The sequence below is a fragment of the Enhygromyxa salina genome, from assembly GCF_002994615.1.
GTDB lineage: Bacteria > Myxococcota_A > Polyangia > Nannocystales > Nannocystaceae > Plesiocystis > Plesiocystis salina_A.
Genome location: NZ_PVNK01000012.1, coordinates 1 through 13113 on the forward strand (window position 1 = coordinate 1; position 13113 = coordinate 13113).

A 13113-nucleotide genomic window follows, 5' to 3' on the forward strand; every position below is an offset into this window, starting at 1 on the left:
GACGGAGACACGGGCGACGGAGACGGAGACACGGGCGACGGGGACGGAGACACGGGCGACGGGGACGGCGATCTCGGAGACCCCAACTGCGAAGGCATCGCCAACTGCACCGACGTGACCGCGGACTTCATGATCGAGGGCCAGTCAGCGGATCCGCTGCCGAGCGCGTCGCCCGATCAGTCGCCATGGAACGACGCGGGCGGCAACCTCATCACGCTGACCGACGGCAACGACATCAACGAGTACGGGACCAACGACGCCGACACGATCAACGGGCTCAACGGCAACGACGAGATCTACGGCCAGGACGGCGACGACTGGATCCTCGCGGGCTCCGGCCTCGACCTGGTGTTCGGCGACGCCGGCGACGACAAGCTCGAGGGCGAGAGCGAGGCCGACGTGCTCTACGGCGGGGACGGTGACGACCTCGTCTCGGGCTCCGAGGGCGACGACGTGCTCAACGGTGGCGAGGGCGACGACGTGCTCCTCGGCGGCAACGACGACGACGAGCTCAACGGTGGCGCGGGCGACGACTGGCTGCTCGGCGACAGCGGGACCGACATCCTCGATGGCGGCAGCGAGGCCGACATCCTCGTCGGCGGCAGCGGCAACGACACGCTGACCGGCTCGAGCGGCGACGACGTGCTCGAGGGTGGGACTGGTACCGACATCCTCGGCGGGGGTCTCGACAGCGACGTCTACGTCTGGCGCTCCGGCGACGGCGACGACACGATCAGCGGCGAGACCTCCGGGACCGACATCCTGTGGATCGGCGACCATGGCCCGGGAGACCTGGTCTTGCTCCGGGTCAACGACGACCTGCGCGTGGTCGTCCAGGGCGCGACGATCACGATGGTCAACTACTACTCGAACCAGAACGTGGTCGAGGAGATCCAGACCGAGCAGTAATCCGCTCGACAACGCGACCAAGCTCGGCGACTGTCGTAGGCATGCGCCTTGCTCGTTCGACTCCGCTTTTCGCGCTAGTCTCGCTGTTCGCCTGCGCCACGGGTGCCTCAGAAGACGGGGGGGGCTTCGGGACCTTCACCATGGGCACCATGAGCGGCACCATGGGCACCGACTCGAACTCCGGAGACGGCGACGGGGTGGAGACGGGCGAGGACGACGGCAGCGATCCCTGCGCGGGCGCGAGCCCCTGCGAGGACGCGAGCGGCGACATCCCGATAACCGGCGGCGTGTCGAGCTCGATCGTGCCCGACAAGACCGTCGACTTTGGCCAGTGGGCCTCGGCCGGCGTCGGCGGGATGATGGTGACCGGCAGCGAGTCGAGCGAGAACCTGACCGGGGCCGAGCTCGGCGACACCATCGACGCGCTCGGCGGCAACGACGAGCTGACCGGGCTCGAGGGCGACGACCTCCTGCTCGGCGGGACCAACAACGATCTGCTCGACGGTGGCGACGGCAACGATCGCCTCGAGGGCGGGTCCGGCATCGACATCTGCGAGGGCTTCAACGGGATCGACCTGGTCATGGGCGGTCCTGGCGAGGACAAGCTCTACGGCGGGGCCGAGAACGACGTGCTGTTCGGAGACGCCCAGGCCGACGAGCTCTACGGCGAGACCGCCGACGACCGGCTGTTTGGCGGCGACGACGGGGACCTGCTCGACGGCGGCGACGGCAACGACCAGCTGTGGGGCGAGCTCGGCGACGACACCCTGTTCGGCGGCGAGGGGCTCGACACCCTGATCGGTGGCGAGGGCAACGACATCCTCGCGGGCGGGACCGAGGATGACATCTACATCTGGCGGGTCGACGACGGCGACGACACCATCGACGGCGAGGAGGGCGGCAACGACTTGCTGTGGCTCGGCGGCGTCGGGCCCGATGACCTCACGCCCCTGCGAGCCGGGAGCGACTACGTGCTCGTGACCCCGTCGGGGGTGATCCGGATCGCGGGCTACTACCTCGGGTCGAATCAGATCGAGGCGATCCAGACCGAGCATTGAGCAGCGCTAGCTGCTAGCTGCTAGCTGAGCCAGAGCTCGGCGAGCGAGAGCCCGAGGGCCTCGAAGGGCGGCGCATACACGAGCGCTTGCGCTGCCCACGAGTCGAGCAGGCGATAGCCTCCGGCGTCGAGCGCGAAGACTTCGAGCACCTTCGCCTCCGGTGCCACGAACCACAGATGCGTGACGCCTTCCCGCGCGTAGATCGCTCGCTTCTTGACCCGATCGATCCCTTCGGTAGACGGCGAGAGGACCTCACACGCCCAGTCGGGCGCGAGCTCGAGGAAGGCATGATCCGGCAGCTGTGGCATGTGCTCGCGCCGCCACCCGGCCAGGTCCGGGACCAGGATGTCGGGCTCCTCACCTAGATGCAGCTCGGGCTCGTCGAGCAGGATCCAGCCGCCGGGCTCGCTGTCGCCGTCGAAGCTGCCCCCGAGGATCACCCCGAGCACCGAGGAGGCCCGAGCGTGCCGGATTCGCGGCCTCGGCGAGGTGTGGAGCTCGCCGTCCAGGACCTCGGCGACCATGTTTGGAGGGGCCTGTGCGACCGCGTCCAGCGCAGCCGCGCCCCGGAGGCGCTTCTTGCTCATGTAGGGCGTGAGCGTAGCAGGATGGTGTGGTGCGACCGTCATATTGATGTAGTCGGCCGCAGGCGGAAACTGTTGCAGTCTGCGGTCGTCGCTCTAGCAGCCCGTGGTGCTAGCCCTTGATCAAGCGCTGCGGCGCGCTTCCAGATCCTGATGTAGCGCGCTGCCGTCGAGGGTCGGGATGCGCGCGGGAACCGCAAGCTCCGCTCCTGCGCCGACGAGTGTGTTAGCGTCAGCGCATGGGCAGAATACCGGGTCGAGTATGGACGCTGGGTTTCGCGGCCTTTGTGGCTCTTGCGGCTTGCCACCGCGATCCTCCCATCGCAGCAGATGACGCCGACATCGCGGGGGACGGCGAAGGGGACCTGCCTGCAGGATGCGAAGGAGATGCCACCTACGACGGTATTTGCTTCGACCTGGTGAGCGCAGCGCTGCCCTCGGACGGCCTCACTCTCGCGGATCTCGACGGCGACGGTCGCGCGGAGTTGCTCGCCTACTCATTTGCAAACAGCACCCTACACCTGCTCGAGTACCTTGACGGCCAGGTTGTACGGACGAGCACCGCGACGATCGCGTTCGACACCTCCAGCGGCGTCTCGCGCATCGCCACCGCAGATTTCGATGGCGATGGCAGTCAAGAGATTCTGGTGTCGCGCAGTGGTGCCGCTTCACTTCACCGCGTTGAGGCCGGCCAGTTGACCAGTCCAATTTGGGGCGGCGAAGCGATGGGCGCGTTCGACTATCCCCAGCCCTTTGGCTCGCCGAGCGGTCCGGCTGCGGTGGTCGCCTCCTCGTCCGGCGTCCCCTTTCAACAGAATGTCTCTGTATTCCACTACGACCAAGGCACCCTGGAGGAGAGCGTGCCCATTGGTACCGCCGGATGTTGGCTGGCGGGCGGGGCGGCAAGCGGAGACTTCGATGGCAATGGGACCGTCGACGCCGCGTTCACCTTTGACACAGGAGACTGCGAAAAATACTCTGATCCGGGACAGGGATTGTTCGTGATTTTGTCGGACTTGATTTTGTCGGAGCAGGGGGCCTCGATCGCGTCGAGCGAGACGTATTCAGCTCCTTCGCTGGGCCGGCTCTTGGTGGGACAACTCGACGACTCACCGGGCCTAGAGTTGGTCGCCGCCACTGCGTCGGAATTGCTGATCTTCGATGAGTTTCCGCTAACTCCCGACTCCGCGCCCGTGGTTCACTCGCTGAGCGATGGCGTCGAGTTTGGCGTGCCGGTCGATCTCGACGGTGATGGCGTCGACGAGATCGTCGTTCGCGTCGATGATACTTTGAGGGTCGCGGACGACATCACGAAGTTGATGGATACTGACCCGTTCTCGAGCGTGGTCGACCTCGCCCCGGCTCTGCTGCTGCGTGGCGACCTCAACGGCGACGGGATCGAAGACCTGGCGGCGCCCATCCCCGACGGGCTGATTGCGCTCATCTCGGAGCAGACCTGACATGCGTATCGAGTTCGCCCGCCTCAACGTTCATGCTCAGCTTGGCCTCGTTTGACAACGAGCGAGCCCGCGCTGGGGCTCAACTCCCGGCAGAGCTCGAGATGCGTTGGTCGCTGCGCTCAGCGGGGCCGTCCACTGGCGGCCGCTGACTTCGACGAGGCGCAAGCAGGCCGCGTTGGGGGCGCTCACGGGCAAGACCACGCTCGCCCGGGCACCGAGGGGGAGCACGAGGCCGTGGGGTCCGGTCTGGACCTGGGCGATGTAGCGGTTGGCGATCGCGCGGCGAGGGAGACTCGAGAGCAGCTCGGGCTCGAGCCGCTCGACGACCTCGCCGTCGGCGTCGAGGTACTCGGCCGCGATCACGAAGGCGCCGTGCGTGTCAGGGCCCTCGTCACGCATGAGGTCGACGTGGACCGAGTCCCCCTCCCGCGCCGCGGTAAAGATCTCCACGTGGGGCTTGGCCGAGAGGTTGTGGAGCTCGCCCCACAGGCCGCCGTGAAAGATCTGGTTGGTGGCGAGGGTCAGGGCCAAGGTCGCCACGGCGCCGCCGAAAACGAGGGCGCGAGGGAGCTCGCCGCCGGCGAGGAGGCGAAAGGCGCGGGACGACTCGGCGCCCGGGCGCCTGGCCCAGCGGGCGTCGAGAGAGAGCGAACCCGCCCCGGCGATGGCGATGGCGAGCCCGCCAGCGATCCCGAGCACGCCGATCTGCCACTCGTCGAGGCAGGTCGTCCCCAGCCAGCCCGCGCTGAGCAAGATCGCGCCGGACAGCACGGTGACCAGGGCGCCGGCGAAACGCGAGGCCAGGCCGAGGAGGAGCAACAGCCCCGCGACGCCCTCGAGCACCGTGACGACCACGAGCAAGACCTGGAGCAGCTCGGGGTGGCGCAAGGTCCACTCGAGCATCTGTCCGGGATCGAGCGCGTGGGGCAGGAAGTGGTTGGTCTTCTCGGCCAGGCTGCCCGGCGCCCACACGTCGAGCTTGCTGGGCGAGAGCACGGTCCGGCGCCACAGCGCCGAGAAGAACAGCCAGCCCACGACCCAGCGCAAGGGCACGAGGGCCAGGCTCGAGGAGGGCTCTGCTTTGGCCTTCACGCGAGCTCCTCCAGCTGTGTGGTCAGGGGCAGCCCGGCGAGGCGCCACTCGGCGATCCCCGCGGGGATCCGCCGGGCGTCGAGGCCGAGGGCGCGCAGCTTCGCCGTACCCTCGATGGCCTTGGCGCAGACCGGGCCGCGGCAGAACACGGCGTAGTTGGCGTCGCGGGGGAGCTCATCGTCGTCGAGGGTCTCGAAGGGCAGGTTCTGGGCCCCCGCGGGGTGGGCGTGGAGCCACTCCTTTGGGGGGCGCAGGTCGAGCATCTGCGTGGTCCCGTCTTGGACCGCCTGGGCCAGCTCTCGTGGATCCTCGTGGACCAGGGGCGCCTGATCCTCGGCTCGGCGCATGCGCTCGCGGACCCTCGCGGACTGGTGGAGGGCGAAGTCACGGTGGGCCAAAAACAGCGCGAGCGCCGCGCGGTTGGCGATGCGGTGTAGGCGCTGCCGACCGCGAGCCTCACGGATGAGCAGGCCTGCGTCCCGGAGGACCTTGAGCTGGGCGCTCGTCGCCGCCTTGCTCTGGTCCATGAGGGCGGAGAGTTCGCCCACACTGCGAGGCGTCTGGACGATGAGGTTCAGCAGGCGAAGGCGAGGCGCGGAGGCGAGAGCCGACGCGATCTGCGCGGCCTCCTGGTAGCAGGCGCGAGCGGGAGTGAGCTCGTGTTCCGTCATGGGGGATAGTCCTAGCCCCCATTATTCATTTGGTCAAACGATCTTTTGATTAATGTTCTCGGGCTGAAAAGAAGGCCAGCAGGAGGGCTCGGCTGGCCACGGTCTCGCACTCGCGCTGTTCACACGAAGTACCATGCGCGAAAGCGGACTCAGCATGAAGAACTCAACCCTATTCTCGATTGCGTCCTCACTGACACTCGTCTCCATCGTGGCCTGCACGGAGGTTGGCCCGGAGGGAGGGAGCGGTGCAGAGACCGGCACCGACACCGACACCGAGACCAGCACCGGCGATGGTGATGGTGATGGTGATGGTGATGGCGATGGCGATGGCGATGGCGATGGTGATCCCGGCGACGGCGACGGCGACGGCGACGGCGACCCAGACCCAGACGGCATGGTCACCAACGGCGAGTTTTGGATCGACGCGACCGAGGTCTCGGTCTTTGAGTACGCGGGCTTCCTGCCCCAGGCCAACCTCGACGATCTGCCTGAGGTCTGCGCGTGGAAGGACAGCTTCACCCCACAGTATTGGGACTCTCAGCTGTTCGACTCTGACGCGCCGGTCACAGGTGTCGACTGGTGCGACGCATACGCCTACTGTGCCAGCGAGGGCAAGCGCTTGTGCGGGCTCACCGACGGCCAGCCCGCGACCCTCGCCGATGCCAACGACGCGATGAACAACGAGTGGTTCCGGGCCTGCAACGGCGGTGACGCGAGCCAGACCTATCCCTACGGCGCGATGTATGACGCCAACGCCTGCAACGGCGAAGACGCTGGCATCGACGAAGTCGTCGACGTCGGCACCCTACCGGGCTGCGAGGGCGACATCCCCGGGCTGCGCGACATGAGCGGCAACGTCTGGGAGTGGACCTCGGCCTGTGACGACGCCGACGTCCCCGACAGCGAGCAAGAGTGCCGACGTCGTGGAGGCTCGTTCAACAGCAGCGCCAACATCGTCCGCTGCGCCGTCGGCAGCGTCCGCGCACGGGACTACCGCCTCAACAACACGGGCATCCGCTGCTGCCGCGACTTCATGCCCTGAGGCATCGGCCGCGCTGCAGTAGGAGGCCCCCAGCCCGGGCTCTCGAGAGCCCGGGCTCCTAGCAGCCCGGGGTGCTAGCCCCCAAGCGCGGCGGCGCGCTCCTCGGCGCGCTCCCACATCCGGATGTAGCCCTCGGCCGAGCGGAACAGCGGCTCGAGGTCCTCCTCGGACACCGCGTCGCGCCGGGCGTCCTCGATCAACTCGGGCAGCAGCCCGATGTGGACCAGGCCCTCGTAGTTGAAGTCGAGCTCGCGGTTGCCGATCACGGGCTGCGTGAACTCGACGTCGTTGGCGTAGGAGCTGAAGGGGTAGGTCACCGGGTCGTCTTGCGGGGTCGGGCAGTTGCCGTCGCCGAAGCGCGGCCCGCGAGCGCCCGCGAAGCCGTTGAGGTCGAAGCCGAAGCCCTCGGCCGGGTAGCCGCCGTGGTCGGCGATGAACTGAATCTTGTTGATGAAGCCCGCCACCGTCGAGCCGGGGCTGTCTCCGCGGCACCGACCGAACCCGGTCTTCGACACGCCCCCGAGCTCGTAGACGCGGCCGTCGAGGTTGCGCCCGTGGGTCCCGGCGACCGGGTAGTCGGCGGCCTCGAGCAGCTCGAAGGCGCGCTGGTACGACCACTGCGGCAGGTGGTCGACCTCGATGATCATGCCCCGGGCCATCATCTCGTGGAGCAGGGTCTCGCCGAGCGGGGTCATCGTCGCGTTCTGGCAGTAGTCGCCCTCGGCCGGGGGCTCGATGATCTCGTTGATGTAGAGCGAGATGATGTTGATCGGCGCCTCGGGGTAGTTGCTGAGGTCGTTGGGCGGGTCCGAGATGTACTCGTCGCGCGGGGAGTTGAGGCCGCCGAAGAACAGGTCGCCCTGGTCGAAGCCGTCGGTGACCTCGGCCGGGCAGTCCTCGGTGAAGTTGGACCAGTGCCCGCTGTTGAGAAAGTTGCCGAGCTCGATGAACGCGCGATCGCCATCGCCAGGGGTGAAGGCGTTGTCGTACTTGTGGACCGGGAACATCGCCCGGATCCCGAGTGAGTAGTAGTAGTCGAGCTGCTCTTGGATGTAGGCCTCGTCGCAGGTCGGGTTGCCGGCCTTGGTGACCGAGGTGCACTCGAACAGGTTCGAGGTCTCGATCCCGAGGACCACGGCCATCTTGCCGCCTGCGATGACCTCGCGGGCCTCGGCGGGGGTCTGGACGATCCGAAACCAGCCCATGCCGGGCCCGCCCGACTGCGCGTCAATGTAGCGCTCCATCGCGTAGGTCTCGTCGATGATGCGGTCGACCGCGGTCATGTCTTCGCAGTCATAGCGGGTCTCTTGCAGGCCCTGGCCGACGGTGAAGTGGCAGATGACCGAGTTGGTGGTCGCGTGCTGGACGACGAGGCGCAAGCCGGCGAGGTAGGCCCGCTCGAGCCACTTGTAGTACTGGGTCTGGTGGGTCGAGCTCGTCGGCGCGTGGGGCCACTGGGTGAACTCGGGGTAGCCCGCGGTCAGGTGGTTGTCTTCGGCGAGCTCGCCCGCGACGATGTCGGGGATCAGGCCGGTGAGGTCGGCTCCGTCGGCGCCCGAGGTGTCGAAGGCGTAGCCGAAGAAGTCCTTGCGCCCCTTCTCGCCGTGGTACAGCTCGCAGTCGGGCAGGGCGTGCTCGACCCCGAGGCGGTGGAAGGCGCCGCCGTGGAAGATCCCGCCGCCGCCGAACCCGAAGTTGGACAGGATGTGCGAGTGGGTGTCGACGATGCCGTAGAGGTCGCCATCTTCGAAGGTCGTGCGCTCGACGGTGCCGCTGGCGTCGAGGGTGAGCTCGGGGTGCTCGACGCAGCCCGTGGCCGGCTCGAAGGTGATCGGGACGCCGTCTTCGGCGAGGCCGTCGGTGGTGAGGAGCTGGTCGTTGCGTCGGTTGCGGAGCTGATACTGATCCCAGTCGACGACCGAGGTCTCGGGCAGCCACTCGGCGCCCGAGATGTAGGTGTCGTCGATCAGCAGGACGTCGGACGCGAGGGTGGTCTGGCGCAGCAGCGGTCCGTCGTCGGACACGAGGTAGCCGCCGTCTTGGTCGTACAGGAGGTAGGTTCCGAGGTCCGAGGCCTTCATGAAGAAGCGCGCGGCCGCGTCCTCACTCGCGGCGAAGGCGTAGGCGTCGCCCGAGCTGCTGGCGGTCAGCCAGGTGTCGTCGCTGCGCACGGTGAAGCAGCCGTTGGCGAACCCGTAAGTGTCGAGCTCGGGCGGCTCACCGGTCTCGCCGGTCTCGCTCGTGTCGCCGGTCTCGCTCGTGTTTCCGGTCTCGGCCTGGGTGTCCGAGCCTGCCTCGGCGCTGCTGTTGGAGTTGCAGCCCGCGAGGGCGACGGCCGCACAGATCAACCCAAACCACGTTATGCGCATACGTGGATGGTATCCGAGCGATGGGCCCGGCGGCCAGATCTTTGACGGGAGGTCAGCCGCCCCCGGCGAGAACCTGGACGTCTTCGGGCGAGGACAGCAGCAGCTGCGGGTTGGCCTGGGCCGGCGAGACCACGTTGAGGACGCCGTGGACCTCGAGCTCGAGGCCGGGCTTGATCAGCTTGTTACGCCCGTTCTTCGCGGTCTCGGGCGCATCGTGCCAGATCTCGCCCAGGCGCGCGCGGATCGCCTCGAACACCTCCATGTCCTCGAAGTTGACCAGGGTGTAGTTGCGCTCGATGCCGTCGTCGTCCTCGACCTGGAGGGCGTAGATGTCGAACACGATCTGCGGGCTCTCGGGGAACAGGACCAGGCTCCCGCGCATGGTCACAGCCTCGCCGTGGTGCTCGGCCACGCGCTCGCGCAGCTCGACGGGCTGCTCGACCTCGGGGTCGAGGACCAGGTGGGCGGGCTTGGCCGGGTAGCTCGCGCGGCTCACGTGCACGCGAACCTTGTCGTTGCGCCACAGCTCGCGGACCTGCTCGGGCCGATCGACGCGCACGGGGATCACGGCGTCGCGCCACTCGAGCACCAAGATCTTGCCCTCGCCGTCGACGGCGTGGACCTTGCCGACGAGCGCGTCGCGCTCGGGGACGCCGTCGGGGAGCGCGAGCTCGCGCTCGTAGCTCGGCGTCTCGTAGGCTGACGCGTAGGCCTCGAGCAGCTCGACGCCCGTGGCCCGGACGTGGGGCTTGGCGGCGTCGTTGTCGGCGAACTGACCGAAGAGGCGGACCTTGTCGTGGCGATGGAGCTCCGCGAGCTGGGTGTAGGTGTCACCCGAGGGGATGATCGGGAGATCGACGTAGGCGAAGAAGTCCCCGGGCTTGCGATAGGTGAACACGAACAGGCCCGCGTCGGGCACCGAGGCGTGCATCCACCCGACGAGGCCCGGACCGCCGAGCGCAGCTTCGAGCGCGGGCCAGTCGTCGGGCTCGATCGCGGGAGCGCCGTCTTCACTGGTCGGCGCGCCCTCGTGCTCGACGCCTTCGAGCGGCGTCTCGGGGTTCGCGGACGCGCCTGGCTTGGCGCAGCCGAGCGACAGTGAGGAGGCGAGGATGAGGAGCGCGCGGGAGGTAGTCATGACGAGGTGCTGCTGGCTCACGGGGGCCCCGAAACTATAACTTGAAAATGACTCTCATTTTCCATAACTTTCGCGCCTTCTCCCGCTGCAGGTCTCCCCCTTCGTGTCATTGCTCGGTTGGTGTCTGCTCGGTCTGTCGCTCGGCCCACCCACGAGCGACTCGGCGGCGCCCGACGAGCGAGATCGATCGTGGTCTGCTGTGCCTCGAGGTCGACGGCTGGCAGTGTCCGTGTCGACGCCTGCGCCCGGGTGACGACGGCCCGGCGGCGGTCCACTACGTCGGCTTTTCGATCCCCGAGCCGGCGATCCAGGCCATGTCCACGGCTTCGGTCTGGCTGCGCGTCGACTCGACGATCGATCGCCGCCGCGTGGCCCTGGCGCCGGCGACTCGCGCGTCGCTCGTCGAGACCCTCAGCCCAGGCGACGCGGGTGACCCGCCCGGCTCCACGCTCCTGGCCGCAGTCAGCTCTTGATGACCTTGGCGCGCAGGGCGGCCTTGCCGTCCTTGACGTACACGCTGAACTGCACGTCGGTGACCTCTGGGCGGGCCATCAAGGTGTCGCTTTGCTTGCGCAGCTTCTTGGCGAACTTCTCGTAGGTGAAGCCCTCGGTCGCTTCGCCACAGGCGCCCTTGGTCTCGACGAACTCGTCGTAGATGCCGCGGTAGTAGCTCTCGCGGTCCTGGCCGCCGCCGAGGTCGGCGAAGCTGACCGAGTCGGAGCTGTCGCCGGGCGAGAGCGGGGTCGGGGCGATCTCGTCGGAGAACGCGGGCGCGGGCGGGGCGTCGGGCGGGAGCACCGGAGCTTCTGCGGCGGCGTGGCGCTCGATCTTGGCCCGGGTGTCGGCGCTCGGCAGGTCGATGGCCTCGGGCAGGCCGGAGTCGTCGTCGGACTCGAGCAGCTGCTTGGGCTCGGGCTCGCTCGCCGCGCTCTTGTGGGCCCGGGATCGCCGCTTGGGCGCGGCGCGGAGGCTCCTCGTGCTCCGGGTGCGTCGCGGCGCGACGTCGGACAGCTCGGCGTCCGAGTCCATCAGCTCGTTCTCCCAGGACACGCGCAAGGCCTCCATCGCGGTCGCGGCCGAGCGGGCCACCTTACCGAGCTCGCCGCCGTAGGTGTCGTGGTAGAGCTCGTGTTGGCGGCCCTCGGTGATGCCGTTGAACTCGTTGCTGAGCCTGCGCAGCGGGCCGTTGTACTCGATGAAGGGCAGATAGAAGGTCAGGCCGAGGCTGATCACGAGCAGCCCGCCGACGAGCAGCCAGTTGAGCTGGCCGAGCCCGCCGGAGTCGAGCGCGACCTGCAGCGCCGTCGCCATGTCTTGCTGGGTCGAGGCCAGGGTGTTCTTCGACAGGACCACGAACAGGGTCCCGCCCTTGCCCTTGCCAGCCGGGCCGGGCACGCGCGCGGCCGAGCCGATGCGGGCGCTCGCGCCCTCGCCGACGAGGAACACCGCGCTGGCGCCCTCGGGCGGGATGTTGTCGGTGTGCTGGGCCGCGAAGGCCACGAGCTCTTCGGGCTTGGCTCCGCCGATCGCGTCGCCGAGGACCTCGCCGTCGCGGACGAGGCCGCCGGGGTTGTGGGTGCCGACGACCCGGCGGAAGAACGAGCCGCCGCCGAGCTCGACGGCGCGGATCGTGATCAGCCGCCGCTGGGTCGCGTCGGTCAGCGAGCGCGAGAGCTTGACCGCGTGGAGCTTGCCCGCGAGCGAGGCCGAGAGCAGCGCCGCCTCTTCGCTGGCCAGCGCGGTGTCGACCGCGGGCATCTTGATGAGCTCGTCGAACACCTCCGGCGCGAGGCCGGTGCGGGCCAGGATGTTCCCGCCCTTGTCCGTGATCGCCATGCTCATGCGGGGGTACTCGTTGAGCAGGCCCTCGTTGGCGACCTGCACGAACACCTCTTGGAGGGTCGCCGCCGGGATCTCGCCTGCGGCCACGGGCTCGGGGACCGCGGGTCCGTCGAGGGCCTCTTTGAGGCGTGTGTCGGACAGCAGCGAGGGTCCGAGCGAGACCGGAGAGGAATTGATGTCCGACGCGAGCGCGGCCATACCGGCCTCGGTCACGGCCCGAACGGCCGTCTCATCGGCCTCGGTGAAGCCGCCGGACGAACCGGTCGAAAGCAGGTACATCCCGGCGAGGCACGCGGTGGCCAAGACGGCGAGAACGGCAGTCCAAATCTTCGTGAAGAGCACGACCGCTGCCCAGTGTAGGGTTTCCGGCGACAAAGTGGAAAAAAAGCCATCATTGGGGTCACGACGGCGGTTGGGGCCCGGTCCAGGGGGCTTGTGACCGGGTCGTGCAACGCCGGGCCGCGCGGGCCGATACCCGGGCATGCGAACCATGTTGGCGGCGTTTGGGTGCATCGCGGCTGTCGCGTGCGGGTGGATCCTGGTCTGGCTCGACGCTCCGGGGGTGCTGCCTGTGGCGCTGGGGATCGTGCTGGCGGTGAGCGTGGGGCTCGGGAGGCGGCGTCCAGACCAGGCGCCGGTGGTGCTCGTGGTGGGACTGCTCGCGTGCACCGGGTTGGTCCGCGGCGCGAGTGTGGGCGAGGCGGCTGACCCTCGGGTGGCAGAGCGGGGCTGGCCAGGGGTCGGGGGGCTTCGGACCTTTGAGGTGGTTGGGGCGAGTGAGCCGGGGCCGCGCTGTAGCTTGGAGCTGCGCGAAGCGCGGAGTCCGGTTTGGGCGGCGACGATTACGGTTTCGGCGCCGGCTGAGGTGTGCCCGCGGCCGAGGTCGTAGCTTCGCCCCCGACCGAGGAGCTCGCCCCGCCAGCCCCGCCCGAGCCGCTGCGCAAGCAC

Annotated in this window: 11 protein-coding genes; 5 read left to right on the forward strand and 6 right to left on the reverse strand. The window is 68.5% G+C overall.

Features of this window, described 5'->3' with window-relative positions; all coding sequences use genetic code 11:
* Both ENSA5_RS01205 and ENSA5_RS01210 read left to right on the forward strand, forming a co-directional pair.
* Positions 1-909: calcium-binding protein (locus ENSA5_RS01205; RefSeq protein ID WP_146155194.1), on the forward strand; the 909-nt coding region annotated here is incomplete at its 5' end.
* Positions 910-1058: 149 nt separating this feature from the next.
* Entirely contained in the window at positions 1059-1967 is a 909-nt protein-coding gene (locus tag ENSA5_RS01210) for a calcium-binding protein (RefSeq protein WP_181197149.1), read from the forward strand.
* A 20-nt stretch (positions 1968-1987) separates the two neighbouring features.
* Here ENSA5_RS01210 and ENSA5_RS01215 read toward each other — a convergent pair whose 3' ends face one another.
* Positions 1988-2554 (reverse strand): Uma2 family endonuclease, encoded by a 567-nt coding sequence (locus ENSA5_RS01215; protein WP_106389712.1) that lies wholly within the window; start codon positions 2552-2554, stop codon positions 1988-1990.
* A gap of 236 nt (positions 2555-2790) precedes the next feature.
* On the opposite strand from ENSA5_RS01215, the gene ENSA5_RS01220 reads away from it, so the two are divergent.
* Positions 2791-4011 (forward strand): FG-GAP repeat domain-containing protein, encoded by a 1221-nt coding sequence (locus ENSA5_RS01220; protein WP_106389713.1) that lies wholly within the window; start codon positions 2791-2793, stop codon positions 4009-4011.
* A gap of 36 nt (positions 4012-4047) precedes the next feature.
* Here the strand turns inward: ENSA5_RS01220 and ENSA5_RS01225 are convergent, their stop codons facing one another.
* Together ENSA5_RS01225 and ENSA5_RS01230 are read right to left on the reverse strand one after the other, a co-directional pair.
* Positions 4048-5103 carry a TQO small subunit DoxD gene (locus ENSA5_RS01225; RefSeq protein WP_146155196.1) on the reverse strand — a complete coding sequence of 352 codons (1056 nt, stop codon included), beginning with the start codon at positions 5101-5103 and terminating at the stop codon, positions 4048-4050.
* A complete protein-coding gene (locus ENSA5_RS01230; protein WP_106389715.1) occupies positions 5100-5774 on the reverse strand; it encodes an ArsR/SmtB family transcription factor in 675 nt (224 codons plus the stop codon). The genes ENSA5_RS01225 and ENSA5_RS01230 overlap by 4 nt, the downstream gene beginning before the upstream one ends.
* Before the next feature lie 208 nt (positions 5775-5982).
* Here ENSA5_RS01230 and ENSA5_RS01235 point away from each other — a divergent pair, with 208 nt between their 5' ends.
* Positions 5983-6816 (forward strand): formylglycine-generating enzyme family protein, encoded by an 834-nt coding sequence (locus ENSA5_RS01235; protein WP_181197151.1) that lies wholly within the window; start codon positions 5983-5985, stop codon positions 6814-6816.
* A 74-nt stretch (positions 6817-6890) separates the two neighbouring features.
* Here the strand turns inward: ENSA5_RS01235 and ENSA5_RS01240 are convergent, their stop codons facing one another.
* Together ENSA5_RS01240 and ENSA5_RS01245 are read right to left on the reverse strand one after the other, a co-directional pair.
* Positions 6891-9185: an amidohydrolase family protein gene (locus ENSA5_RS01240; protein ID WP_146155197.1), complete on the reverse strand. Its 2295-nt coding sequence runs from the start codon at positions 9183-9185 to the stop codon at positions 6891-6893.
* Between the two features lie 52 nt (positions 9186-9237).
* Positions 9238-10323 carry a hypothetical protein gene (locus ENSA5_RS01245; RefSeq protein ID WP_146155198.1) on the reverse strand — a complete coding sequence of 362 codons (1086 nt, stop codon included), beginning with the start codon at positions 10321-10323 and terminating at the stop codon, positions 9238-9240.
* A 47-nt stretch (positions 10324-10370) separates the two neighbouring features.
* Here ENSA5_RS01245 and ENSA5_RS01250 point away from each other — a divergent pair, with 47 nt between their 5' ends.
* A complete protein-coding gene (locus ENSA5_RS01250) occupies positions 10371-10796 on the forward strand; it encodes a hypothetical protein (RefSeq protein ID WP_106389719.1) in 426 nt (141 codons plus the stop codon).
* Here ENSA5_RS01250 and ENSA5_RS01255 read toward each other — a convergent pair.
* Positions 10786-12444 carry an MXAN_5187 family protein gene (locus ENSA5_RS01255; RefSeq protein WP_106389720.1) on the reverse strand — a complete coding sequence of 553 codons (1659 nt, stop codon included), beginning with the start codon at positions 12442-12444 and terminating at the stop codon, positions 10786-10788. The genes ENSA5_RS01250 and ENSA5_RS01255 overlap by 11 nt on opposite strands.
* Positions 12445-13113 lie beyond the last annotated feature (669 nt).